Genomic DNA, 24251 nt, shown 5'->3' with positions numbered 1-24251 from the left:
TCTCGTCATGGCTTCGCAACACCCGGGTGCTAAAACAGGGAGTGAGGAGGTTGATTAGCCTTGAAACTAAAGATGCGTCGCTGGTACCGCCCTATCATCGCCGGTACAGGCTTGGCGATTATCCTTGGCGCCGTACTCTGGCTGAACCGTCCCCTGCAACTCCCTTACGCCGCCCCGCTGCCACCGGCCCCGGCAGCCCAGGCAGAACCTGGTGGCTCATCGCCGGCTTCCAATACCCGGGCCAGCTCCCCGGAAGTAAACCCAACTGCCTTTAAGGATCAGGGTGACCTGGCTTTTGTCTGGCAGGGCCTGCTCTACACCCTGGACGACAATACGGGTGAGGTCAAACAATTAACCGAATCTGGCCAGGCCCGGCAACCCCTTTGGTCCCCCGACGGTGAGTGGCTGGCCTTCATGCGCGCCACCGATCCCCAGGCTACAACCGGGCCCCTCTGGCTGGTGCGCCGGGACGGCAGTCAGGCCCATCAGGTGCAGGGGTTGCCTTTTGCCCCCTCCTACTCGATCGGCACCGGCACACCGCCACTGGCTGTTCGGACCATTTCCCCTGCTACCCACTCCCAGATTTTTTCTGCACATTTCAGGGCTTGTTGATACTCCTCTAAATCGATTGCATCCCAATCTCCAGGGTACCTGGTGGTAACAGCATAATCGGTTAAAATCGCAGCCTCTTTTATCTCCTCCGGTACAGAGACCTTCCGAGAACTTTCAAGCAAACTTAAAAGTTGGCCGATAGAATGGGTGCGGGGACAGTCGAGATGCAGGTACAGTAATAGTGCCTTTAGGGCTTTCTCGGCAGCCTGCTGGGCATCAAAGCAGAGATCTTCGTAGAGAATATCATCCGCCTGTTTACCCAATTTGGCCCGAGTGAGATTACTCTTGGCCCGTAGCAACCATTGTTTCCAGGGTTCATCGCTCATATATGGTTTGCCCCTTTAGAGCTTCAGTATAAATAAATCCCGGTGTATGCCGATATTTTTCTACCCTTTCCGGTGTCTCAACTATAATATCCACCGCGATAGGTATATCAGCTAACTCTCTGTAAAGCTGTTGAGCGATACTGCGCCTGTGAGTAACACCTTTTTTTAAAATAAGAAGGTCATAATCGCTATCCGTTTTTTTCCCCCGGCTTCGCGAACCAATTCGCGAACCAAAAAGAATTATTTTATCGGGATCGGCTGTCCTTTTAATACGTGCTACGATTGTTTTTAATATATCATCCATAACCACTTCCCCCATTCTTTAACCGCAGTATCACATCTCTGTCTTGGGTAATTCTTCCTAAGAAAAGTATAACAATAACCATAGTTAAAGTCAAATTAGTATCACCTTGATATGTCAAGCCACTGTAGGGTTTTCTCCAAGGACTTGAGACTCATAGAAAAGTGTCCCTAAAGTGGCCGAGAAAAACCTCGAATGGGGTCACATTTACAGGGAGGGCTTCGTCGTTAAAGTAGGCTAAACAGGAACTGAGCAACTGCTGAATTCGTAATCACGGAATGGGAGTAAACGGAACATGGGGCACATAATCATAGTGTATTCGGGTGTCTATTGGCTAAAAAAAGGCCGACGGGTTCAGCCAGGACTGCGAGGGGGCAGCGCCGGCAGCCGTCACCGGGCAGCAAGGAGGGCGTCCCCATGCCTGAACCAGTCAAGGGGAACGGTCGCTACATGGCTGGATTGGACGGACTTCGGGCCCTGGCGGTCCTCGCCGTTATCGCCTATCATCTCAACCTGAGCATTGCACCGGGCGGGCTCCTCGGTGTCGGCGTGTTTTTCGTGTTGTCCGGCTACCTCATTACCGACCTGCTAGTTGCCGAGTGGCAGGGCAACAGGCAAATCAATCTGAAGAACTTCTGGTTGCGGCGGGCGCGGCGCTTACTTCCGGCGCTATGCATCATGCTCGTAGCGGTGGGGGGGTGGGTCACTCTGTTCGACCGCGCCCAACTGGCGGCTTTGAGGGGCGACGTGCTGGCAACCATGCTGTACGCTAGCAACTGGTGGTTCGTTTTCCATCACGTGTCCTACTTTGCCCGTTTCGGCCTCCCTCACCCCTCGGCCACCTGTGGTCACTGGCGGTGGAGGAGCAGTTTTACCTGCTCTGTCCGTTACTGCTGTGGTTCGGACTGCGTCACACCCGCAGTCGGGGTACTCTGGTGGGGCTGACCCTGGCCAGCGCAGCCGCCTCGGCCCTGGCGCTGACCGTAATTTACCAGCCTGGCAGCGACCCTAACCGGGTATATTATGGCACCGACACCCGCGCCTTCGCTTTGCTCACTACAAGTTTAAGTCGGAGATCTGACTACGATATTATCCTAGGTAAGAGTTACCTGGGCACCTGCTAGATGCCCAGGCCCCCTGACTGGTAAAGCCTCCGGGGGCCTTAGGCCCTTTTTTAACCCTGAGCGTCCTACTCGCGTAGACCCGCTTCCGGATCCACTGATTAAATGACCTACTGCTGATTCTCACGCCACAGGGTGGCGCTGCGGGCTACATCCAGCGCCCGGGCTATATCGGCACCGCGGTAGGTCAGCTCATATTGATAATCCCCCTGGTTCCAGCCAACATAAGTGGTGGTATGGTTGCCGGCGACAACTTTCACCCAGCCCCCGGAAGCCCGGGGTATGGGCTCGGCGCCGGCAGTCGCCGCTACTATTTTCTGGGCGTATGCTTTAGCATCAGGGCCTACCACCCAGTAACGCCAGCCATCCTTTTCCCAGAATACCTCCACCTGGTCAAGGTCGTAAGCCGTAATACCATGACCCAAATCGAGTTCCCGGGCCCTGGTCAACTTGCTTTGATCCCATACCGGCTCCTGGAGCTTGCTTTCTGCCCGCCGATAACCGCTAATACTCCCCACATACTGGCTTTCACTCAAGGGCACCTGGAGTTTATTGGCCTGATTGATCGGGACCGGTTTATTCAGAGCATAAATGTTAATATTATATCCATTTTTAGTCGCTGTTGTTTCAAAGTAATAGTTCAAGGTCGGTTCGGGGGTAACCTGATCCTGATCTGATTTATCCGCCGGAGGCCAACCAGCAGGCAGGTAGATCGGAAGGCTGGTATTGTTCTTTACCCAGAGCGCTGCCTGTGCCAGTACTTGTTGCAATCCTGCCCGGGCCTGGGGTAGGCTAAAAGTTAAGGCTGCCACCAGAACAATGGCCGCCGCCGCACCGGCTATTAACCGCCGCCGTAGTCCTTCCTTTTGGCTCCTTACGGTAACCCCGGCCATGATCGCTCGTTTTTTGTTTTCATCTATCTGCCAACCGTTGAAAATCGTAGTCCCGGCTGCCTCGCGCAAACCAGTTAATAACTTGTCCGGGTCAGACATTGGTAATCTCCTCCTTGGCCAGCCTCACTTTGAGCAATAACCGGGCCCGGTGGAGGCGGCTGCGTACGGTACCTTCATTGATATTTAGGATCCTGGCGATAGCGACGGTGCTTTGTTCCTCATAGTAATAGAGGACGATAACCTCGCGGTATTTAATCGGCAACTGCAAGATGCCCTCGACCAGGGCTCTTTTTTCATCCCTGGCCAGTACCTGCTGGGAGGGATCGGCGTGCGGGGCCTTCAGGCCGCCCCAGAATTCCTCACCCATAACCCATAATTTGCGCCAGGACCAGGAGCGCAGATAATCCTTGCAGAGGTTGATAGCGATGCGCTGGAGCCAGGTTTTGACATCGCTGTCGCCACGGAAGGTGGCCAGTTTTTTATAAGCCCGGTAAAAGGTTTCCTGGGTAATATCCTCGGCAATCCCGCGGTCCTTGACGTAAAAGTAAGCCAGGTGCATGATGCTATTACCATATTGGTCAATAAGTTGTTCTAACTCCACTTTTATGTTTCCTCCTGAAGACCAGGCCCGGTTTTCATTCAATAATATAGACGTCAGTAATCTGGTTTCCGCTGCAGGTAAATAATGTTTTTCGCCTGTAAAAAGGGTTTCTGAAAATCTCCCCTTGACAGGAACGGGGCACCCCTGGTATGCTAAGGTTAACCCGGTAAAGGCAATACATGGTTGCCCGGGTGGCAACAATTAAATATTGTTGAGTTGAGTTGAGCATGGTTAAGAGTTGAGAAGAGACGAGACTGGCCGGAGTGTAGGCAATAACAGCCTGGCGGTTTTCGTCGGGCTGTTTTTGTATTTATAGCCGGCGGGGGCTTAGCTGCCGGCAGCAATAATTTCATCATCAAGGAGGAAGCTGTCGTGGAAGAAGTCAAACTGACCCGGGTGGAGAAAAAGGGCCTGCAGGCAGTAGATGTAGTTGTAGTAGCCGTCCTGCTGGCGGCAGGGGCAGCGCTACGCCTGATTATCCCGCCCTTTTTCGGCATCACCCCCAACGTGGTCATCGGCATGTATGTCCTGGCCATTATGCTCCTGAAACCCCGCCTGCCCCAGGTGCTGGGCATCGGCCTGGTGGCCGCTGCCGTCTGCCAGTTAACCACCAAATCCCTGTTGCCCTACTTGAATTTTGCCAGTGAACCGGTAGGGGCCATTGCCACCGCCCTTTTACTTTACCTGCCCTTCGATAAAAACAGCTTGCTAAAAACGATTAAACCCTTTGTTGTAACCTTCCTGGGCACCTTCGCCAGCGGCTTTACCTATATCACCATCTTCAAAGCCGTTACCCTTTTTGCCACCCTGCCGAAGAACCCGGCCTACACCTATTTGCTGCTGGTGGTTATTGTCACCGGGATTTTTAACGCCATCCTGGCGCAGGTCCTCTACTTCCCGCTGAAACAGTTAATGAAGAATATGTAGGCATTGCCTCATCTCGGAGGAACAAATGCTGGACCCCATCATTAAAGTAGAAGATTATACTTTTTATTATCCTGATAGTCAGGTGCCAGCCCTGGCGGGGATCAACCTGGCGGTGCGCCCGGGGGAGTTTGTGGGCCTTACTGGTCCCACCGGAGCCGGTAAGACCACCCTTACCCTGGTGCTGAACGGCATCATCCCCAATTTCCAGGGCGGCCGCCTGGCCGGACGGGTGACCATCGCCGGCCGGGATACGGCCGCCACCCCTTGCGCTCGGCTGGCCGGGATTATCGGCAGCGTCTTCCAGGACCCGGAGGCCCAGCTGGTAGCCGAAACGGTGGAGGATGAGCTGGCTTTCGGACTGGAAAACCTGGCCGTGCCCCGGGAAGAGATGCAGGCGCGCATTGCCGCGGCCCTGGAGATGGTGGGCATTACTGCCTTGTGCCATCGCTCCCTGCGCCAGCTCTCCGGCGGCCAGAAACAGAAGGTGGCCATCGCTGCGGCGGTGGCCCTGCGGCCGCGCGTCCTGGTCCTGGACGAACCGACTTCTGAACTCGATCCCCGGGGTACTATGGAGGTTATCGCCCTCCTGGCAAGGCTCAATCGCGAGTATGGCATGACTATCCTACTGATCGAGCAAAAGGTTAGTATCCTGGCGCCCCTGGTACCCCGGCTGGTCTGCCTGCATCAGGGTCGCATCGTGGCCGACGCCGCCCCGCGCCAGGTCCTGGCCCAGGAAAAGCTGGTCGCCGAACTGGGCCTGGAAGTGCCGCCGGTGACGGCTCTCTTCCGGTTATTATCCCGGACCGGCGTCTACCACGGCGACCTACCCCTGGCGGTAGACCAGGGCCGGCGGGAACTGGACCGGCTGTTGGGGATGTGAGCCCCCTTTGGGTGCCTGCATCTCCGTTAGCTGGCCATGTAAATATTAGCCTTGTAAGGGCGAGTTAAGGCCGTGCCCAATTGCCGGCCGAGTTCGTCAGGTATAAGGGGCGTATCATGCCCCGGAGGGAATCTGTCTCACTCACCCCCACATCTCACATCCCACATCTTATATCGGAGGAACAGCTATGATCCGGGCTGAAGCAATCGAGTTTACCTACCCTAATGGATTCCGCGCCCTGCAGGGCCTTTCCTTTCAGATCAAGGCGGGGGAATTTGTGGCCCTCATCGGCGAGAACGGTGCCGGCAAGACCACCCTGCTGAAGCTCCTGGGCGGCCTCCTTAAACCCACCGCCGGCCGCCTCCTGGTCGGCGGCCTGGATACTACCCGGGTGCGGGCGGTAGAACTGGCCCGCCGGGTCGGTTTCCTCTTCCAGAACCCGGACCACCAGCTCTTCCTGCCTACCGTCCGGGAGGAGCTGGCCTTCGGCCCCCGGAACCTGGGCCTTAAGGGCCGGACCCTGGCGGAGAGGGTGGCCGGGGCGGCCGCTGCCGTCGGCCTCACCTCTCACCTGGAGGCTAACCCCCGGCAACTGAGCAAAGGCCAGCGCCAGCGGGTGGCCCTGGCCTCCATCCTGGCCATGGAACCACCGGTCCTGGTACTGGACGAACCCACCACCGGCCAGGACTACCGCGAAGCCCTGGAGATTATGACCATTATCCAAAAATTACACCACCAGGGTCACACCGTACTTTGTGTCAGCCACGACATGGAGATGGTGGCCCGCTTCGCCGACCGCGCCCTGGTCCTGGGTGGGGGCGAATTGCTCCTGGACGGCTCCCTGGATGCTGTCTTCGCCCGGGAGGACATCCTGGCAGCCACCGGCCTGGTACCGCCCCAGGCCGTCCAGTTGGCCCGGCCCTACTGGGAAGCCGGGCTTTTACCGGGGGTATTGACGGTAGAAGAATTGTATGAAGCCATTATTACTGCTTTAAGGGGGGAGAAGGATGCCCGCCAGGTCCTTCCTGCATGAACTCAATCCCCTGACCAAGATGGTCTGGTCCCTGGCCGTCATTACCGTGGCCTTTGTCTTCCAACAACCCCTGCCCCTCCTGGGCCTCTGGGCCTCCGTCCTGGCCGTCGCCCTGGCCGGGAAGGTCTTGAAAGAGATCCTGCCGGCCATCCGGGGGCTGCTTATTTTTGCCGCCATTTTCATCCTCTTCCAGATCTTTTTGATCGATGAGGGTAACACGGTCTTTACCCTCATACCGGGGTCCGGTTTCGGCCGGGTTACCGACGTAGGGCTGGCGGCCTGCACCATGCTGGCTTTAAGGATGCTGGCCATGACCTCCACCATTCCGGTAATCCTGGCCACCACCCCGCCCAAGGATATGATCGTGGCCTTTGTCGAGCAACTGCGGGTGCCCTACGTCTATGCCTTGATGCTGGTTACTTCCCTCAGGTTTATTCCCACCCTGCAGGAGGAATTGAACCTGATTATCCAGGCCCAACGGGCGCGGGCTTATGACCTGGAAAGCCGTAATATCCTCCGGCGTTTCCTGGGCATCGTCCCCCTGGCCCTGCCCCTACTGCTGATATCCGTCCAGCGGGCGCGGACCATGGCCATCTCCATGGAAACCCGCGGCTTCGGCGCCGGCTCGCGCACGTCATTGCGGACTTCGACTTTCCGGACCCTGGACCTGGGGGTAATAGCCGGGTCCCTGCTTTTTACCGTGGCCCTGGTGGTCATCACCCTGTTCTAAAGATAAACAAAGTTAATCTATCCGCCCGGGAAGTCATGGTAAAGTTTATGCTATTTTCTCGTGGTACTGTCACGGCAGATCGGGACAGGTAATATATTTGCATCCTCTATATCGATAATTCCCTTTACACCCTCTCTTGGGCCATGTTCAAGGCCCACGACCTGGGCACCCTGCAGGAACAAAACACCCTAGCCATACCTGCGGAGTAGGGCGCAAGCCCAAAGGCGGGTAGCAATAGCGGCGCTATATTAGTGGGCTGCCTTGAGAAACTCGGTAAAGCTCATTTTCCCGGGTGGCTGCAGACGAGAAGCCAGGTATTGGGCCAGGGCTTCGTGCAGTTCTTCCATCCTTATGCACCCCCACAGCTAATATCATAAATTTGTAACCTGAAGTATAGCTATTTTGCACCGCATACCACTTTATCGCCGTAAAGCCCATGGCTGCAGGCGACTTTAGCCGTAGGGAGACTCAGTATCAGGGGAAATAGGTGGGCGCGGCTCAGGGTATGAGCCTGAGCCGGAATGGGAGAGACTACAGGTAATACTGGAAGGCGGAAGGGGTCTGCTTTATAAGCATGCAACATGAGCATCCTGGAACACCGACGTCACTAACTACCGAACGGCCGTACCCATCGCCCCTGTTACCATCAACTATACAAGGGCGGGAACAAGGCGGGCCAGAGATACAACTGGAATTAACTAACCTTGATAAGGTTTTCTGGCCGGAAGGCCTGACCAAGGGGGATCTGATTCGATATTATGTCGACATGGCCCCGGTGATCCTGCCCTACCTACGGGATCGCCCCCTAGTCCTGAAGCGTTACCCCGACGGTATTACCGGCGAGGCCTTTTACCAGAAGGAATGCCCGGCCTACGCCCCGGAATGGATAGCCACGGCACCTATCTACCACGCCGACAGCGATAAGACGATCAATTACATCCTCGGCAACAATGCCGCCACCCTGATCTGGCTGGCCAACCAGGGGTGCATCGAGGTCCACGCCTGGCTCTCCCGGGCCGTCCACCTGGAATACCCCGATATCGCCATCATGGACCTGGATCCGGCCCCGGGGGTGACTTTTAAAGATGTTCTGGATATCGCCCGCCTGGTCCACCAGGCCTTAAAGGAGTTTCGTATCAGCTGCTATCCGAAAACTTCCGGCGCCACGGGGTTGCATATCTTTATCCCCCTGGAACCCCGCTGGACCTTTCACCAGGTGACGGCAGCCATGGGCTACCTGGCGCGGCTGGTCGCCGGGGTTTACCCGCAGAAAGCTACTACCGAGCGATCAATCCCGAAACGCCGGGAGCGGGTCTACCTGGACTACCTGCAGAATGTCCGCGGCCGGTCTATGGCCTTTCCCTACAGCTTGCGGCCCCTGCCCGGGGCGCCGGTTTCGATGCCCCTGACCTGGGAAGAGGTGGAAAAGGGAAATTTCAGCCCGGCTGACTTTAACATTCGCACCGCCAGGGAGCGCCTGCAGGTTTATGGCGACCTTTATCAGGATTTCCTGGCGAAACCAAACGCTCTGGAACCGCTGCTTAAACTGGCCGGGGTTTAAACCCCGGCCAGATGTCGCTGGAATAAATTATTGTAATCGACCCGGTATCCACCGGTTCATAGTGAGCCCGGGCCATTAGGGCCATGATGCCGTTATACCCATGGCTCAACTTCCTGTGCAGATGGCCTGGTGTTGAGGTTGATCTTTACTGCAGGTAATCTTCCAGTTTCTTCAGGTCGTTGATATCAAATATATCGTCAATAATCTGTTGCAGCTGTGCGGAAATCTTTATGTTGGTTTACCGTTCACCGTGTTTTCCGCCCGTTGGGGCATAACCCACATTACTCCATCTTGCGGAAATGCTTTTCGGCCATGCCCTCCAGGATGCTGGTCGTCACCAGGCCGGCAACCGCAAGTTCCAGGGCCAACAGGGCTACGATGATGTTATACCCCTGGCCTAAGCGGGACAAGAGAAAGACCGATAGGACCAGGAGGAGAACCAGTGGCAGGGCCAGGACCATGGCGATGAGGCCGTTAAAATTGCCCTTCATGGCTTGCTGGGGGTCCACCCAGTCCAGGCGGGGGTAGGAGAGATCGACCACCAACCCCAGGGCGGCCACCGGCCAGCTGCTTAAGAGGCCCAGGAGGAATATGATAGCCAGGTATGCCAGGGGCAGGTGCAGGACCAGGTAAAGGACAAGGCTCACCAGGACGGCCCCCAGGACCGCGAAGGCCAGACTAAAGAGGAGTTTAATGCGAACCAGGAGCCGGGGTTCCACCGGCAGGGAGCGGAGTAGCCAGATAAATTTGCCTTCCCGGGAGATGGCCGTAGGGGCTACGTGGTTGATAGTATTCAAAAACATAACCATTCCGGCGCCACCCAGGGCTACCCAGCCGGCCAGGAGGGGCCGCTGGCTGAGTAAGGTCCAGCTAGCAGTATCCCCCCGGGATAGGGCAGGAATGGCCATTATTAAGGGGAAGACTATGGTACTTACCAGGCCGTTCATGACAAAGGTCGGTGTCCGCAGGAACAGTTTCAGTTCCCGGCGCCAGAGGGCGGCCGTAACGCCGGCAGTGGCCAGGCTCACCGGGGCCGGGCGCTGACGACGGCGCCAGCCCGGTCCTTCCCGGCCGGCCAGGAGGTCACGGAAGTAAACCCTTTCCGCTAACAGGGCTGTTAGGCCCACCACCACCAGGGATAGGGCCACCAGCAAGGATAGATTCACCCATCCGGTCACCTTATCTGGCATTGCCAGGGCCCCGGCGGCCCAGAGGGCCGGGGGGAAGGTGCTGCCGATGCGGCCGGCCATGCCCTGGAAAACCTCCAGGTTACCCGGCAGGTAAGCCGTCCCACCCGGGGCGAACCGCTGGCTGAAAAACTGGATGCCGATAGCCAGGATCAGTCCCAAAAGGCCCCCCAGGACCCGCAACACATCCCGCTGCCGGGAGAGATTGGCCACCCGGGCCAGGGCCAGGGTAAAGATAGTATCCAGGGCCAGGGGTAAAAGGGGTAGCATTAACCAGACTAGCAGCGCCATCAGCCAGTAGGCCAGGCCCCCGCCCCGGGCCAGGCCGTAACCCAAGAAGCCTGGAGCGATAATGACGGCAGCCGTCAAGAGCTCCCCCAGCATGACCACCAGGAATTTGGCTCCCAGGAGCTGACTGGGCCGCAGGGGCAGGTGGAGCATACCATCGATATCGTGGGCGAAATAAAAGGCCGACATCAGGTAAAACATGCCGAAGACCAGTACGACCATCTGCCCGGCCACGACTATGAGGACCGGCACCAGGGCCGGCTGGCTGGCGGCCAGGCAGGCCCTGGAGAGGGATAGGAAAAAGGAGAAAAAGAGTAACTCCAGGGGGATGAAACTTAGCAACACCAGTAAAGCCAAGAGCAGGAACGGCAGCTTTTTGCCGGCAAATCTCCCTTTGTCGCCCCGGCTACGAAAATTTATTTTCAAAGTGGTGATCAACAAGGCCTGCCAGGGACTGCGCTGGCGCCAGGTAGCCATAATTTTTGCCTCCGAGCTATTGTTCCTTAAAGTCCATCCTTTCAGGCGGCAGGTCGGCGCCGGTAATCTCCAGGAAAATCTGCTCCAGGGTTTCCTCGCCCTGGGAATGGCGGGCCTTGATTTCTTCCATAGTTCCCAGGGTCACCAGCCGGCCTTTATTAATGATCCCTACCCGGTCGCAAAGGTGCTCGGCCACCTCCAGGATGTGGGTGGAGAAAAAGACGGTATGGCCGGCATCGCAGTGGCGGCGCAGGATATCCTTCAGCAGGTAGGCGGAACGGGGATCCAGGCCGACCATGGGCTCATCCAGGATCAGCACCGGCGGCTGGTGGACCAGCGCCCCCATCAGGACCAGCTTCTGGCGCATACCATGGGAATAGCTCTGGATGCTGTCCCCCAGGGCGTCCTGGAGTTCAAAGGTGGCCGCCAGTTCCTCCACCCGCGCCTGCCTGGCGGCAACCGGCACCCGGTAGACATCGGCCAGGAACTGCAGGTACTCCAGGCCCGTCAGTTTTTCCCAGATGTCGGGGTTATCCGGGACAAACCCCAGGGAGCCCTTGGCGGCCAGGGGGTCCGCGGCCATATGGTGGCCGTTGATTATGACTTCACCGGAGGTGGGGGTTAACAGCCCGGCCATCATCTTGATGGTCGTCGTCTTGCCGGCGCCGTTGGGGCCCAGGAAGCCGAAGAGTTCGCCGGCCTGAACCCGGAGGTTCAGGTCGTCGACGGCTTTAACCCGTCCCTGGCGATAAACCTTGGTCAGATGGTTGAGTTCAATCACATGCAACCCCCCCGGATTTCGCTGCAGTTAGTCTACCATTTTACCGTCCCGGAAGCAACTGATCTGGCCGGCAACTGGCAACGCTATTTTTTCCCTTTAAGGAGATGTTGTATCTTTTCCGCGGATGTTTTACAATTATTATAACGGTAAAACAAAGGAGGGATATCGCAATGCCTATGGTAAAGATTTCTGCAAAAGGGCAATTGGTAATTCCAGCCCTTTTGCGCCGCAAATACGGCCTCCAGGCTCCGGGACGCGCTTTAATTATCGAAAAGGAGGGGCAAATCATTATTACTCCTGCCCCCTCTGACCCGGTAATTGAGGCTAGAGGTATGTTGAAAGGGAAACCATCACTTACCAGTACTTATGCGTCCTATAAGCAGGAGGAACGCCGGTTGGAGGAAAAACATGAACAACGACTGCCCTGAAAGCGCCGGGGATTATATCCTGGATGCCTATGCCGTTATTTGCTACCTGGAAGATGAGACTGGTGCCGAAAAGGTGGCCGAACTATTACAAAAAGCTCGGGGAAAAATGATCAAGCTTTTGCTGACCTGGGTAAATTTAGGCGAAGTATATTATCGCGTATATCGTAGAAATGGAGAAATAGAAGCTAAAAAAGTGTTAGAGACCGTTAAAAAATGGCCTGTGGAATTCCTCGCGGGTGATGAAGAATTGACCCTTGCTGCTGCGAAAGTAAAGGCTTTACATCTCCTTTCCTATGCTGATGCCTTTGCCATAGGGGCTGCCTTACAATATAAAGCCACAGTTGTCACCGGTGATCCGGAAATAAAGGAAGCCAGCAATAAATTGGGCTTCCCTTTGTTATGGTTGAAATAACTAATCGGGAAAAAGGTGGCGGCCCGGGGTGAAAGGCCGCCACCTTTTCGATTGGCTAATCAGTTGTACCCAGGGCTTTGTTCAGTTCGGTAACGCCCGTGAAGGGCAAAGATACCCTGCTAACCTCCCGGCCCTGGTCATCATAGCCCCTGGCGAAGATCTCGGTGGCCAGGATGGTTTTCTGGGGAATAGGGAAGGTCCAGACCTGCTGACCGACAGTTTCCGGTTTTTTAACAGCCTGGCCCAGGAGTTGATAATCCTTCTCGGTTATCCCCGTCCCGGTGGGTACGGCCCAGATCTCCACCCGGGCTAGGTTCTGCCCCTTGACCACCAGGTAGGGTGAGGCGATGGTGAAGGAAGCAATGCTAGCATATAGGTTTCCTCACCGCTGCCTGCCGGAGTGGGGGATTGTACCGGACTGACGGAATTCACCCGCATAATGGGCCCCCGCATATAGATATTGGGCTCGTTGGTCATGGTGCCGACCACTATCACCATCTGGCCAGCGTATTTCTCCAGATCCTTAGCTATACCGGTGGAGCCTTCTTCCGGCAGCAGCACCAGGCGGCCCTGGCCGGTTTCCAGTTCAAAGTGACGGCCTTCGACGTCGCTCACCACCAGCCTGCCGGTGGCGGTGACCCACGGAGTAGTGATGGTGGCCGTCAGGTTCTGAGCATCCCAGGCTACCGCAGCGCCCAGGGATTCCGCCAGGAAACGCAGGGGCACCATGATGCGGTCATTACTGCCATGTTGGACGGGTACATCGAGGGATACTCTCTTGCCATCCTGGACCGCTTTTTTAGTTCCGGGTTCCAGGACAATGGTGGTTTTTGCTGTCGTGATTATTACGGAATTGGTGGCTTCATTCCAGGTCACCCGGGCCTGGAGGGCTGCAGCAAGGGGTCGCACCGGCGCCAGCAGGCGGCCGCCCTGGAGCAGGGGCGGCGCATCCAGGTTCAACGGCTGGCCGTTGATAACGATGCTTATATCCCCGGGGCCGGCCAGGACGACACCGGCGGGAAATATGGCCGCCAGGAGGAAGAATAGAGTCAGCAGGATCAGGGACCGGGACTGGGGCCGTATATGTAGTGCGGGCATGGAAAATGACCTCCCTCTTTAAACTTTAAAGATTGGTTCTGCCCGATTACTGGCCAAACGCTTTCTCCCGAACATCTTTACAAGACACCCACGTCGCCGGGCGGCATCAGCAAGTACAGCCTCCGGATATCAGCGTTGCCAGGTTAGCAACTTATCACTCAGTTCTCAAGCGGCGGGCAGGGTGGTCTAAAACCCCGGCGTCTCTCGCTACCTGCTACCAGCCCTGGCATTGTTGGGATAATTACGGTCCGGGCAAGGTTATCACCCCCGGATATCCTTTCCAATATAGCTAGACGTATGGACAGGGCCAAAAGTTCCTTCCGGTGCATAATTCTCTATCATAATCGAAAAATAAAGCTGGTGCTGGTCTGTACAACTTTAAAATTTATTTGCTGACCATCTACAATACTTTTACGCCTATAATTAATTACCAGATCAGGAGGGAACTATCATGCCGGCTTACGCCAGACTCTTTGAGCCGATAAAAATCGGCCGGGTGGAGCTTAAGAACAAGATTGTCATGGCCCCTATGGGCGTCCTAGGCCTGGCCACCCTGGACGGTTGTTTTTCCCAGCGGGTGGTTGACTACTACGTAGAGCGGGCCAAAGGCGGCACCGGGCTGATTATCACCAGCGTCACCAAAGTCGATAATGAGATCGAGAAATTTAAGGCCGGGGCGGTGCCGGTGGCCACGGCGAACCCCCTGCACTTTATCGCCACGGCGGGTGAACTGACGGAACGGGTCCACGCCTATGGTACGAAGATCTTCTTGCAGTTAGGTATGGGCTTCGGCCGGGTGGCAGCGCCCATTCTCCTGGAAAGCCAGCCGGTGGCGCCGTCAGCCATCCCTAACTTCTGGGACCCCTCCCTAACCTGCCGGGAGTTGACCACGGCGGAGGTGGAGGTCCTGGTCCGACGGGCCAGCGAAGCGGCGGAGATCGCCGTCGAAGCCGGTTTTGACGGCGTGGAGATCCACGCCATGCACGAGGGTTACCTTTTAGATCAGTTCACCATTGCCTTATTCAATAGAAGGACGGATAAATACGGGGGTGCCCTGGAGGACCGGCTGGTCTTCCCCATGGAGATCGTCCGCGCCATTAAGGACCGGGTAGGTAAGGACTACCCCGTCCTGTTGCGCTTCAGCATCAAGAACTACATTAAGGGTTGGCGCCAGGGCGGCCTGCCCGGGGAGGAATTCCAGGAAAAAGGCCGGGACGTGGATGAAAGCTTGGCTGCGGCGCGGATCCTGGAAGCGGCGGGATACGACGGCTTTAATGCCGACGCCGGCTCCTACGACGCCTGGTACTGGGCCCACCCGCCGGTCTACCAGCAGCACGGCTGCTACCTGCCCCTTACCCAGAGGTTAAAAGAAGTTGTCAAGGTACCGGTCATCGTCGCCGGGAGAATGGAGATCCCGGAACTGGCGGAAGAAGCCCTGAACAAAGGCCAGGCCGATATGATCGCCATCGGCCGCGGCCTCCTCACGGATCCCTATTGGGTCAACAAGGCCATGGCCGGGAGGAGCCAGCATATCCGGCCCTGCATCGGCTGCCATGACGGCTGCCTGGGCCGGGGCTTCCTGGGCCGGCCCCTCTCCTGCACGGTGAACCCCGCCTGCGGCCGGGAAAAGGAGTACGCCATCGACCGGGCGCCGGTAGCAAAACAGGTCATGGTCATCGGCGGCGGCGTGGCCGGCATGGAGGCGGCTCGGGTGGCCGCCCTGCGGGGTCACCGGGTAGCCATTTACGAAAAGAGCGACCGCCTGGGCGGCCACGTCGTCGAGGCCGCGGTGCCGGAGTTCAAGGCTGATGACGGCCGCCTGCTGGAGTGGTACAAGACTGAACTCGGCGAGTTACAGGTGGCGATCCACTTGCACCAGGAGGTGACGCCGGAGTTAGTCCAGCAGCAAAATCCCGATGCGGTTATTGTGGCTACCGGTTCTACGTCGGCGATCCCCGACATACCCGGAGTCAATAAAGATAAAGTAACTACCGTCTCCGACCTCCTCCTGGGCAGGAAGCAGGCAGGGGGCCGGGTGGTCGTGGTCGGCGGCGGCCTGGCGGGTTGCGAAGCCTCCCTCTGGCTGGCGCAACAGGGTAAGGAGGTCACCATTATCGAGATCCTGGACGACCTGATGCGCGCCGGCATCCCCGTTCCTTATATGAACCGCATGATGCTTATTGATTTGCTTAAAATGAAGAAAGTCAAATGGTTGACAGAGACCAGCGTCCTGGAGGTGACTGATGCGGGCGTAACCCTTATCAGTAAGACCTACCGGCGTAGCAACCTGCCGGCCGACACCGTCGTCCTGGCCGTGGGCTTTGCTGCCGACCAGCGGCTCTACAACGCCCTACGGGATAAGACCCCCAACCTGTATCTCATCGGCGACTCCCGGGAGCCCCGGAACATTCTGGCAGCCATCTGGGAGGGCTACGAGGTGGGGCGGAGCATTTAGGCAATCTCTAACTTACGGGCTGGTAGTATAGGCACCGGGCTCCGGTGGTTCTCGGCTAGCAAACTTGGCACTCAGCCGTGCTCGGCGGCGGGGTGGCTTGGTTGTATAGTATCAGCTAAAAAGGCCCCTGGTAGTGCCTGCAGGCATACCGGGGGCCTCTTATTGCCGGGCGTTTCAGGGAGCAAGCCCCTGAATAAAGGTTTTGAGTCAACCTCAAGAGAATAGCTTATTTGCCAGCCGAATTCTCCTGGTAGTCATACGTCATCCGGGTGATAGTAGCGATATTGGCGAAACCCTGGTCCGGATCGGGAACGTCCTGGGAAAGGATGGTGAAGATGAAGGGCCGGGAGCCGAAGACCACGCCGACGTCACCGGGGCTACCCCAGACAAAGACCTCCTTGTGGGCTACAGTAACACCGGCGGGTATTTGCAAAGGAATACCTTCATTATAAATACCGTTGGCCATATCGTCCAGCAACCGGCGGCCGTTGGCGCTGGTATCGGCGGAATTCAGGGCGGCCTGGACATAGGCAGCCATATCCCGGGCGGTACTGAGGTTTTGCCCGTCCGGGAAGACGGTCTGGCCACCAAGGCTTTCCATATAACCGGCGATGCTGCCCTGGCCGACGAAATGGCGCAGCATGTTGTAAGCTATGTTGTCGCTGGTGGTAATGGCCAGGGTAGTCAAGGTACGCAGGGTGAATTGATCCCCGTCCTTGACGCTGAACTGCAGGATACCGCTACCGCCCTGGTAATCGGTGGCACTGTTGTAAGTCAGCTTTTGCTGCCAGTCCAGGATACCCTGGTCCACCAAGCTATTGATGAAGAGGACGGCCGGTAGTTTCACCGTGCTGGCTGCCGGCAGAGGAGTGTCAGCATTGATGTCGAAGGACCGGCCGGAGGCCAGGTCTTTAAAGTAGACGCCGTAGGTCCCAGGCTTGTCCGCCAGATAATTCTGGATCTGCTGCTGCAGGGTGGTATAATCGGGAACACCAGGCGAGGCGCCATCGGGAACGTTGAGATTCTGGCCGGGATAAATAACATCACTACTAAGATTATTGCCGGCCTTTAAGTCGGTGACGCTGGTACTGAAACGTCGGGCAATGGCCCACAAGGTATCGCCGGGTTGGACCTGATAATTCATGGCCCAGGCCACTAGGGGAAAGGCTATTATAGTTACCAGGGTGCCGGCTAGTAAAAAGAACTTGAACTTATGACGCCGGAACATCAAAGCACCTCCTGAGGATAGTTGGGGAAATATTAATTGATAGGAATGAGGGGGGGTGTCCCTTTAAATATTAAAACATAGAAGCGACGGTGAAAGATTAAAGAAGTATAAGTATCACCAGCGTAATTTTTACCGGTGGAGGAAAGTCCTGTAGCAGTTACCAGGGGCAAGGAGGGTAAAATCGGCAATCACTTTGCTGTTCCCACGAAATATATCTAGATACAATCTTGACATATTTTATAGCTGGAACTATACTTTAATTAGGTGAGGTGGTAATATGCGCCAAAAAATAGGTACGGCCATTAACCCCCGGCTGCTTTACCGGGCTAGGCTTTTTGCCAATCAAAAGCAAAAACATTTAAACGAAATAATCGAAGAAGCCCTGGAACAGTATCTGGCCCAAAGTAAAAAGAAAACCGGGGAAGGCTTGCTGTCTGTAGTTAGAAGTACTAAAGGGAGTTTACCGGTGCCGGCGGACCTGGTAAAGAAGGTCCTCGAGGAGGAAGCCTTTTTTGAGATTTGAGGAATTAAAAGCAGGAAGCAGCATCTTTATTGATGCGAATATCTTTATCTATCACTTCACCGGCATATCAGAGGAATGCAGTTTATTATTGGAGCGTTGTGAAGGGGAAGAGATCCTGGGGTTTACCACTACCAGCATTTTATTAGAAGTCATGCATCGTCTAATGATGCTGGAAGCCCTGGCCCGGGAACTGGTTACGCCGGGCAATATAGCCAAAAAATTAAAAAGTAAGCCGGAAATAGTTAAGCAACTCACTGCTTACGCCAGTCAGGTACAAAAAATACCGGAAATGAATATTAACATAATCCCCGTTACCCAGGAATTATGCTATCAGGCGGTTGCCTGGCAACAGAAGTACGGGCTAATGACTAATGATTCTATCCTTCTAGCCGCCTGCCGGCAACAGGACTGCCTGCATCTGGCCAGCAATGATTCAGCCTTTAGCCAGGTGGAAAATTTAACCCTATTACAGCCGATGGATGTGTGATCACCTGAAGATTACAATTATCGAGGATCACGGGAGGAGTGCCTGTGAAACATCATTCAAGCGAAGCGGATGCAAGAATCATGATTGATGACCTGCTCCGGCAAGCAGGTTGGGATCCCGCCGACAAATCGCAGGTACTCACTGAATTTCAGATCGGCTTACCTATCGCCAAAGTCGCCGAGTCTCAGGCTGAATATGAAGCCGGGCCATCCCGCAGGACACCTGATGGCGATGAGATCCCGACCGGGAGAGCGGATTATGTGTTGTTAGACTGTCGCGGCCGGCCGCTGGCCATTATCGAGGCCAAGCGCTCCGCTATTGAGCCCTACACGGCCAAAAAGCAGGCCCTCCCCTATGCCAGGAAGATAGGCTCACCTTTCATCTTTTTAACGAACGGTGAACTTATTTATTTCTGGGACTACGGAAACGATGATGCCCGCATCGTCAATTCGTTTTTTTCAAGGCGCGACCTGGAACGGCTTGTGGAGATGCGCGCAACTCGCCAACCGCTCGCTACAATCGAGATCCCCGAATACTACCTCCGTCAAGGGGAAACTCGCCAGGTTCGTCCCTATCAGCGGGAGGCAATGCAGGCGCTTGACCATGCGGTGGAATTGGGTAAGCGCCGTTTCTTAATCGAGCTTCCTACTGGTACGGGCAAAACAGACATGATTTGCCTGTACATTAAACGTCTCATCCAGGCAGGACGAGCTGAACGTATCTTATTCCTTGTGGACCGCGAGCAGCTCGCTAATCAGGCATTGGGAACCATTCAAGATATCCTGAATCAGTATAGCAGTTACTGGTTACGGCCCGGAATGGACCGCCAGGAACAGCAGATTACTGTTTGCCTTCTCCAGACTATGATCAGCCGGTATATGGAGTTTACCAGTGGGTATTTTGACGTTGTTATTGCCGACGAATGTCATCGTTCCATCTACGGCGCATGGCAGACTGCCCTTACACATTTCGACGCTTTACACATTGGCTTGACTGCGACGCCATCAGCCTATATCGAGCGGAACACCTTCCAGTTTTATCAGTGCAAGGATAGCCAACCGGATTTTGTGTTCCCCATCCAGCAAGCGTTCCGAGATGGCTACCTTGTCCCCTACAAATTTGCCACCGGTATCACGGTCATTCTCGCTGAAGGCGCGGAAGTAAATGATGAGACCTACGATCCGGCCGAGTTCGAGCGCAAGTGGACCAATGAAGACACAAACCGCAAGATGATGGAGGAGTTCGACCGCCTCGCCTGGGAAAACTACAAGGAGCTCGCGCCCGGTCAGAGTGTCGGCCCGGGCAAGACTATCGTTTTTGCCATCACTAAGCACCACGCTGCAAGGTTAGCTCATTATCTGAACGAACTGCACCCGGAACTCAAGGGCCGATATGCCGAGATCATCACCAGTGATGTTGCCAACGCTGATGATCTGATCCGCAAGTTCAAGTGGGAGAAATATCCCCAGGTCGCGGTCAGCGTGGGTATGCTGGATACTGGTTTTGATTGCCGTGAGGTTTTGCATTTAGTTATGTGCCGCCGCGTGCGCAGCCCTATCCTTTACCAGCAAATGCGAGGGCGCGGAACCAGGACCGCACCACACATCGGCAAGCAAAAGTTTGTCATCTACGATTTCTTCGGTAATCACGAGTACTTCAACGATAGCGATACCGACATTTTCAGCGGTGCCGGCCGTGGTCATGCAACTGGCGGCATTCGGAAACCGCCCAAATCGCCGGGCGACCTTGTCGAACTGGGTCTTGAAGATGAGTGGCTTTACGCTGTTACCTATATTGAAGTTGGTCCGGAAGGTGAGCGCATAGACAAGCGCGAGTACATTACCAACTGGGAGAAAACTGTACAGTCCAATGCCAAGGATGACCCGGTTCTTCAGAAGGTGCGTCGTGGCGAACTGCTCACGGAAGAAGAGGAAAAGGCTCTGGCCGGGCGTTTAAATCGGCCGGAGATGTACTTCAACGAGGAAAATCTCCGGCGAGCATACCGTCAGCCCGGCGGTAACCTGATCGACTTCATCCGGGCCGCACTGGGTAGCCTCAAGATCAAGGACCGCGAAGAGGAACTAACGGAAAACTTCCAGGCCTGGCTGGTGGCCAAATCCCTCACACCCCAGCAGGCGCAATACCTGTCGCTCCTTAAAAACCGGGGTATTGCCAGGGGCAAAATTGAGCTGGAAGACCTCTTCCAGCCGCCACTTTCCATCTTGAACGCTGCGGGGCTCGGCGTGGAACTCTTCGGGGAAAAAGGGCTCAAAGAAATCATCCAGGATATGAATGAATCGGTCTTCATGAAGAAGGTTGCATCGCCCAAGGAGAAGTGAAGAAGAAATGAACCAGGACTTGCGCAGAAAATTGAACCGGATCACTGACATCCTATGGGCCGGGGGAGTCACCAATCCAGTCACCTATATAGAACAGATTTCTTACCTCATTTACTTGAAGCTGCTCGATGAAGAGGAGTCGAGCCGCGAGCTCAAAGCGCGCCTTCTCGGTGAAAAAGCCAACGGCAACGGCAAATGCCTTTTCCCCGAACAGGCGGAGCGCTACCGCTGGAGTAAATGGAGATTCAAGAGCGGTCCGGACCTGCGTGACTTCGTGCGCGACCAGGTTTTCCCCTATATGGCTTCCCTGGTCCAAGAAGAGCCCCAGATAGCCGAATATTTCCGTGACGCGGTGCTCGAGATCGTTGACCCGAACGTGCTTAAGCAGGTGGTGGACGAGATCGACGGCATTGACTTTGCCAAACTGGGCACTGACGTTAAAGGCGATATTTTCGAATACCTGCTGACCCACCTCGGCCAGTCGGCTCTAAACGGCCAGTTCCGCACGCCGCGCCAGATCCGTACCATGATGGTGGAAATGGTGGACCCGGACGTGGGCGATACCATCTATGACCCGGCCTGCGGCACGGGCGGCTTCCTCATTGACGCCGTGGAATACATTCTCGCCAAGTACTCCGCCGAGCCTCAGGAAGTGCCCATTTACGGTGAGGAATGGCTGGAGAAACGCAGCCAGACCATCGAGGAGGCCAGGAAGGACATCCCGACTCTGCAGACTTACCGCAAGGGCGCGGGCGAGAAGATCGCGGATTGGGACCTGTTGGAGCACTCCATTTATGGCTACGACGTATCGCGGCAGATGATGCGAATTGCTATGATGAACCTGGTGCTGCACGGCATCCGTAAGGCCAACGTCAAACGCGCCAACACGCTTTCCGACATGGGCGGGCTCACCGAGGACGATCTTAATCGCCGCTACAAGGTGATCCTCTCTAATCCGCCGTTCGCCGGCGTGTTGCCCAGGGAGTCTATCCGCAAGGACTTACCTACGAACTCCAAAAAGAGCGAGTTGCTCTTTCTGGCGGTGATGATGGAAGCCCTCGCTCCCGGCGGCCGCTGCGCCGTGGTAGTGCCCGAAGGGCTACTCTTTGGTTCGACCTCGGCACATATGGAGCTTCGGCGCAAGCTGGTCGAGGACTACGACCTCCTGGCCGTAGTGTCGCTCCCCGCCGGCGTCTTCAAGCCCTATGCTGGCGTGAAGACCGGGGTGCTGGTCTTCCGGCGGCCTGCCGCCGGGGGCCGGAAGGACAAGAAAGCCAAGTACAAGGAAAAAGTCTGGTTCTATGATGTCCGTGCTGACGGCTTTGACCCGGATAAAATTCAGGCCGGCGGCAGGCCAGAGACACCAGATCGCAACGATATCCCCGACCTTTTGCGCCGATGGGAGGAATACAAGAAGTCTGGCTATAAGAACCCCCCCGGCGTTGAAGCAGAAACGTTTCTACCTCCTGGCAGCGATGAGCCGCGTTGCTGGTGGGCGTCGATAAAAACTATTGCGGAAAACGACTACAACCTGGCCGCCGGGCGCTATAAGCCGCAGGTCGCCGAGAACGCCCCGGACGAAGACCCGGCCCAGCTTATCCGTGAGACACTGGCTATCGAACGGGAAATCGCAAACGGCCTGGAGAAGTTGCTTCGGGAAGTGGAGGCAGGGGAATGAAGTGGCCGATGCTTCAACTTGACAAACTTGCCAGTGTTTCTGGAGGTAGTACCCCCAAACGTAATCGCTCTGAATACTGGGATGGCGATATTCCTTGGGTTACGCCGACTGATCTCCCACTGCCGGGGTCTGGGATAGCAGATGTTTACGATACGGCCGATCATATTACCGAGACGGGTTTACGTTCCTGTGCCGCAAACCTCCTTCCTGTTGGGACTGTACTCTATTCGTCTCGTGCGACAATCGGAAAGATTGGTATAGCTCGTGTTCCTTTGGCAACCAACCAAGGCTTCACAAATTTTATCCCCAAGCCAGGGGTTGATTCTAAATATCTAGCATACGCCCTCCAGTACTTTACAGGTGAGATTTCTTCTTTGGCTGGGTCAACGACCTTCAAAGAGATTAGACGTGGTGCACTAAAAAAATACAAATTGCCCCTTCCGTCCCCCTCCGAGCAAAGGCGAATTGTGGAGATACTCGATCAGGCTGATGCGCTGCGGAAGAAGCGCGTTGAGGCCGACGCCAGGGCTGCCCGTATCCTTCCCGCTCTTTTCTACAAAATGTTCGGCGACCCAGTCACGAACCCAAAGGGGTGGCCAACCAGGTTTTTGGGAGATCCGGATGTCGCCGAAATAAACCCACGCTTCGATGGAGGGAATCCTCAACCGGAAACCGAATTCGGTTTTGTGCCCATGTCCGATATTGATGAGAAATGGGGACGAATAGTCGGTTCCCAGTGCCGACCTTTTGCGGAGGTTTCTCGCGGGTACACTCCATTCAAAGACCGTGACATCCTATTCGCCAAAATCACACCCTGTATGCAGAATGGGAAAAGTGCAATCGCTTCCGGGCTACGGAATGGGTATGGCTTTGGCTCCACAGAGTTTCATGTTCTCCGTGCGGGAGCAATGGCGACCCCCGAGTGGCTTTACTGCCTCGTTCGCCTTAAAGTGTTCCGACGGCAAGCGGTAGCCAGCTTTACGGGATCAGCCGGGCAACAACGGGTACCGGTTGATTTTTTGAAGCGCTATCGTATTCCCTGTCCACCGCTTGAACTCCAACACCGATTTGCTGTGGCTGTGCAAGACATCCTCAACCGAGCGAACCAGGTTGACGAGTTGAAAAATAAAGTTGAGCAGATATTCCAAAATCTCCTCCACCGCGCCTTTACCGGCGACCTCACCGCCAAGTGGCGCGAGGCGCACATGAAGGAACTCTTGGCCGAGATGGAGCAGCAGGCTAAAGCGCTGGAGGCTCCCGCTTGCGAAAAGGGCAAACCAGAGGTGAGGACCAAGCGCCACGCCGGTCATGACATGTATAACAAGGCTGCCCTGGCCGCCTACATCACGCAGAAATGTCACGAGCCGGACCGGCCAATCGGTCGTGTGAAGCTGGCCAAGCTCTTCTACCTGGTGCAGCGCAAGGCTAAACTGGAGCTCACCGAAACCTTTGCCAAGCGCGCTGCAGGCCCGCTAGACGACGAGTTCTACAAGTTTCTAAATCTCGCGCAAAAGAAAGGGTGGGTCATTCTTGGTAAGGCTCAAGGCAAGCTGAAACCGGTTTGGCCCGGGGCAAATGCCGCCGAAGCTACCGAGCAGACTGCTAAATTACTCGGTCAAGCCAGGATTATGGTGGATCAGATGCTTGAGGGGATGAAGGGCTGGAGGTATCCGGTATTGGAGTGCTGGGCCACAGTCCTCGAGGCCGCCGAAGCACTTGACACCTTGGGCAGCCAGGTGACTGTAGCTTCCATTAAAGATGAGATTCAACGATACCCTGATTGGCGGGCCAAGCTCGAACGCAAAGAATTCTCGGACAGGAATATCGAAGCTGCACTTCGAGGGCTACGCAGCTTCGGATTTATTCCAACCCAAAACTAAAGGAG

General features: G+C 55.9%; 23 protein-coding genes and 1 pseudogene. 15 read left to right on the top strand and 9 right to left on the bottom strand.

All coding sequences use genetic code 11. From position 1 onward, the window contains the following. Positions 1-60 precede the first annotated feature (60 nt). A complete protein-coding gene (locus tag SDD30_RS03685) occupies positions 61-612 on the top strand; it encodes a TolB family protein (RefSeq protein WP_434073587.1) in 552 nt (183 codons plus the stop codon). Here SDD30_RS03685 and SDD30_RS03680 read toward each other — a convergent pair. After that, entirely contained in the window at positions 516-938 is a 423-nt protein-coding gene (locus tag SDD30_RS03680) for a HEPN domain-containing protein (protein ID WP_075517190.1), read from the bottom strand. The genes SDD30_RS03685 and SDD30_RS03680 overlap by 97 nt on opposite strands. Continuing rightward, positions 928-1242: a nucleotidyltransferase domain-containing protein gene (locus SDD30_RS03675; protein ID WP_434073586.1), complete on the bottom strand. Its 315-nt coding sequence runs from the start codon at positions 1240-1242 to the stop codon at positions 928-930. The genes SDD30_RS03680 and SDD30_RS03675 overlap by 11 nt, the downstream gene beginning before the upstream one ends. 414 nt (positions 1243-1656) lie before the next feature. Here SDD30_RS03675 and SDD30_RS03670 point away from each other — a divergent pair. Then, positions 1657-2294 (top strand): annotated as a pseudogene (locus tag SDD30_RS03670) (acyltransferase family protein); the annotation flags it as partial. Between the two features lie 176 nt (positions 2295-2470). Here the strand turns inward: SDD30_RS03670 and SDD30_RS03665 are convergent. Beyond that, complete coding sequence (locus SDD30_RS03665) at positions 2471-3352, bottom strand: hypothetical protein (protein WP_434073585.1); 882 nt, start codon at positions 3350-3352, stop codon at positions 2471-2473. Then, positions 3345-3854 carry a sigma-70 family RNA polymerase sigma factor gene (locus SDD30_RS03660; RefSeq protein WP_434073584.1) on the bottom strand — a complete coding sequence of 170 codons (510 nt, stop codon included), beginning with the start codon at positions 3852-3854 and terminating at the stop codon, positions 3345-3347. Before SDD30_RS03660 ends, SDD30_RS03665 begins: the two co-directional genes overlap by 8 nt. Positions 3855-4226: 372 nt before the next feature. On the opposite strand from SDD30_RS03660, the gene SDD30_RS03655 reads away from it, so the two are divergent. The 5 genes from SDD30_RS03655 (at position 4227) to ligD (ending at position 8985) form a co-directional block, all read left to right on the top strand. Further along, positions 4227-4781, top strand: coding sequence for a tryptophan transporter (locus SDD30_RS03655; RefSeq protein ID WP_434073583.1), 555 nt, complete (start codon positions 4227-4229; stop codon positions 4779-4781). A gap of 25 nt (positions 4782-4806) precedes the next feature. Then, a complete protein-coding gene (locus SDD30_RS03650) occupies positions 4807-5661 on the top strand; it encodes an energy-coupling factor ABC transporter ATP-binding protein (RefSeq protein WP_434073582.1) in 855 nt (284 codons plus the stop codon). A gap of 187 nt (positions 5662-5848) precedes the next feature. Further along, positions 5849-6694 carry an energy-coupling factor ABC transporter ATP-binding protein gene (locus SDD30_RS03645; RefSeq protein ID WP_434073581.1) on the top strand — a complete coding sequence of 282 codons (846 nt, stop codon included), beginning with the start codon at positions 5849-5851 and terminating at the stop codon, positions 6692-6694. After that, a complete protein-coding gene (locus SDD30_RS03640; protein ID WP_434073580.1) occupies positions 6669-7424 on the top strand; it encodes an energy-coupling factor transporter transmembrane component T family protein in 756 nt (251 codons plus the stop codon). Before SDD30_RS03645 ends, SDD30_RS03640 begins: the two co-directional genes overlap by 26 nt. Positions 7425-7998: 574 nt before the next feature. Next, positions 7999-8985 carry a non-homologous end-joining DNA ligase gene (gene ligD / locus SDD30_RS03635; RefSeq protein ID WP_434073579.1) on the top strand — a complete coding sequence of 329 codons (987 nt, stop codon included), beginning with the start codon at positions 7999-8001 and terminating at the stop codon, positions 8983-8985. A 281-nt stretch (positions 8986-9266) separates the two neighbouring features. Here ligD and SDD30_RS03630 read toward each other — a convergent pair whose 3' ends face one another. Then, on the bottom strand, positions 9267-10937 hold the full coding sequence (locus SDD30_RS03630) for a putative ABC transporter permease subunit (protein ID WP_434073578.1): 1671 nt from the start codon (positions 10935-10937) through the stop codon (positions 9267-9269). Positions 10938-10953: 16 nt separating this feature from the next. Continuing rightward, positions 10954-11718: an ABC transporter ATP-binding protein gene (locus SDD30_RS03625; RefSeq protein WP_434073577.1), complete on the bottom strand. Its 765-nt coding sequence runs from the start codon at positions 11716-11718 to the stop codon at positions 10954-10956. Positions 11719-11888: 170 nt separating this feature from the next. Between SDD30_RS03625 and SDD30_RS03620 the strand changes: the two genes are divergently transcribed. Continuing rightward, positions 11889-12146 (top strand): AbrB/MazE/SpoVT family DNA-binding domain-containing protein, encoded by a 258-nt coding sequence (locus SDD30_RS03620; RefSeq protein ID WP_434073576.1) that lies wholly within the window; start codon positions 11889-11891, stop codon positions 12144-12146. Beyond that, on the top strand, positions 12127-12558 hold the full coding sequence (locus SDD30_RS03615; RefSeq protein WP_434073575.1) for a type II toxin-antitoxin system VapC family toxin: 432 nt from the start codon (positions 12127-12129) through the stop codon (positions 12556-12558). The genes SDD30_RS03620 and SDD30_RS03615 overlap by 20 nt, the downstream gene beginning before the upstream one ends. A gap of 55 nt (positions 12559-12613) precedes the next feature. On the opposite strand, the gene SDD30_RS03610 is transcribed toward SDD30_RS03615, so the two are convergent. Beyond that, the gene (locus SDD30_RS03610; RefSeq protein ID WP_434073574.1) at positions 12614-12862 is read right to left on the bottom strand and encodes a hypothetical protein; all 249 of its coding nucleotides are present in this window, start codon (positions 12860-12862) and stop codon (positions 12614-12616) included. A gap of 5 nt (positions 12863-12867) precedes the next feature. Beyond that, the gene (locus tag SDD30_RS03605; protein WP_434073573.1) at positions 12868-13656 is read right to left on the bottom strand and encodes a copper amine oxidase N-terminal domain-containing protein; all 789 of its coding nucleotides are present in this window, start codon (positions 13654-13656) and stop codon (positions 12868-12870) included. 451 nt (positions 13657-14107) lie between these two features. On the opposite strand from SDD30_RS03605, the gene SDD30_RS03600 reads away from it, so the two are divergent. Next, positions 14108-16111 (top strand): oxidoreductase, encoded by a 2004-nt coding sequence (locus SDD30_RS03600; protein WP_434073572.1) that lies wholly within the window; start codon positions 14108-14110, stop codon positions 16109-16111. A gap of 226 nt (positions 16112-16337) precedes the next feature. Here the strand turns inward: SDD30_RS03600 and SDD30_RS03595 are convergent, their stop codons facing one another. Next, a complete protein-coding gene (locus SDD30_RS03595) occupies positions 16338-17339 on the bottom strand; it encodes a serine hydrolase (protein WP_434073571.1) in 1002 nt (333 codons plus the stop codon). A 277-nt stretch (positions 17340-17616) separates the two neighbouring features. Between SDD30_RS03595 and SDD30_RS03590 the strand changes: the two genes are divergently transcribed. From SDD30_RS03590 to SDD30_RS03570, 5 genes are read left to right on the top strand one after another with little or no spacing between them, the layout of a single operon-like run. Further along, positions 17617-17862: a hypothetical protein gene (locus SDD30_RS03590; RefSeq protein WP_434073570.1), complete on the top strand. Its 246-nt coding sequence runs from the start codon at positions 17617-17619 to the stop codon at positions 17860-17862. Next, positions 17852-18349 (top strand): type II toxin-antitoxin system VapC family toxin, encoded by a 498-nt coding sequence (locus tag SDD30_RS03585; RefSeq protein WP_434073569.1) that lies wholly within the window; start codon positions 17852-17854, stop codon positions 18347-18349. Before SDD30_RS03590 ends, SDD30_RS03585 begins: the two co-directional genes overlap by 11 nt. Positions 18350-18393: 44 nt before the next feature. Then, entirely contained in the window at positions 18394-20688 is a 2295-nt protein-coding gene (locus tag SDD30_RS03580; RefSeq protein WP_434073568.1) for a DEAD/DEAH box helicase family protein, read from the top strand. Between the two features lie 7 nt (positions 20689-20695). Beyond that, positions 20696-22366 (top strand): type I restriction-modification system subunit M, encoded by a 1671-nt coding sequence (locus SDD30_RS03575; protein ID WP_434073567.1) that lies wholly within the window; start codon positions 20696-20698, stop codon positions 22364-22366. Further along, complete coding sequence (locus SDD30_RS03570; protein ID WP_434073566.1) at positions 22363-24246, top strand: restriction endonuclease subunit S; 1884 nt, start codon at positions 22363-22365, stop codon at positions 24244-24246. The genes SDD30_RS03575 and SDD30_RS03570 overlap by 4 nt, the downstream gene beginning before the upstream one ends. Positions 24247-24251 lie beyond the last annotated feature (5 nt).

The organism is Moorella naiadis (nom. illeg.) (assembly GCF_051020825.1).
In the GTDB taxonomy this organism is placed as follows: Bacteria; Bacillota; DSM-521; order Neomoorellales; family Neomoorellaceae; genus Neomoorella; species Neomoorella naiadis.
Note: the sequence above shows the minus strand (reverse complement) of the source record. Positions and strands in the feature narration are given on the sequence as shown.

What these genes read in the sequence shown, in the direction of transcription:
- SDD30_RS03680 (WP_075517190.1), bottom strand. Translation starts at nt 938, where the DNA reads ATGAGCGATGAACCCTGGAAACAATGGTTGCTACGGGCCAAGAGTAAT.
- SDD30_RS03675 (WP_434073586.1), bottom strand. Translation starts at nt 1,242, where the DNA reads ATGGATGATATATTAAAAACAATCGTAGCACGTATTAAAAGGACAGCC.
- SDD30_RS03665 (WP_434073585.1), bottom strand. Translation starts at nt 3,352, where the DNA reads ATGTCTGACCCGGACAAGTTATTAACTGGTTTGCGCGAGGCAGCCGGG.
- SDD30_RS03650 (WP_434073582.1), top strand. Translation starts at nt 4,807, where the DNA reads ATGCTGGACCCCATCATTAAAGTAGAAGATTATACTTTTTATTATCCT.
- SDD30_RS03645 (WP_434073581.1), top strand. Translation starts at nt 5,849, where the DNA reads ATGATCCGGGCTGAAGCAATCGAGTTTACCTACCCTAATGGATTCCGC.
- SDD30_RS03640 (WP_434073580.1), top strand. Translation starts at nt 6,669, where the DNA reads ATGCCCGCCAGGTCCTTCCTGCATGAACTCAATCCCCTGACCAAGATG.
- ligD (WP_434073579.1), top strand. Translation starts at nt 7,999, where the DNA reads ATGCAACATGAGCATCCTGGAACACCGACGTCACTAACTACCGAACGG.
- SDD30_RS03630 (WP_434073578.1), bottom strand. Translation starts at nt 10,937, where the DNA reads ATGGCTACCTGGCGCCAGCGCAGTCCCTGGCAGGCCTTGTTGATCACC.
- SDD30_RS03620 (WP_434073576.1), top strand. Translation starts at nt 11,889, where the DNA reads ATGCCTATGGTAAAGATTTCTGCAAAAGGGCAATTGGTAATTCCAGCC.
- SDD30_RS03615 (WP_434073575.1), top strand. Translation starts at nt 12,127, where the DNA reads ATGAACAACGACTGCCCTGAAAGCGCCGGGGATTATATCCTGGATGCC.
- SDD30_RS03605 (WP_434073573.1), bottom strand. Translation starts at nt 13,656, where the DNA reads ATGCCCGCACTACATATACGGCCCCAGTCCCGGTCCCTGATCCTGCTG.
- SDD30_RS03600 (WP_434073572.1), top strand. Translation starts at nt 14,108, where the DNA reads ATGCCGGCTTACGCCAGACTCTTTGAGCCGATAAAAATCGGCCGGGTG.
- SDD30_RS03595 (WP_434073571.1), bottom strand. Translation starts at nt 17,339, where the DNA reads ATGTTCCGGCGTCATAAGTTCAAGTTCTTTTTACTAGCCGGCACCCTG.
- SDD30_RS03590 (WP_434073570.1), top strand. Translation starts at nt 17,617, where the DNA reads ATGCGCCAAAAAATAGGTACGGCCATTAACCCCCGGCTGCTTTACCGG.
- SDD30_RS03575 (WP_434073567.1), top strand. Translation starts at nt 20,696, where the DNA reads ATGAACCAGGACTTGCGCAGAAAATTGAACCGGATCACTGACATCCTA.
- SDD30_RS03570 (WP_434073566.1), top strand. Translation starts at nt 22,363, where the DNA reads ATGAAGTGGCCGATGCTTCAACTTGACAAACTTGCCAGTGTTTCTGGA.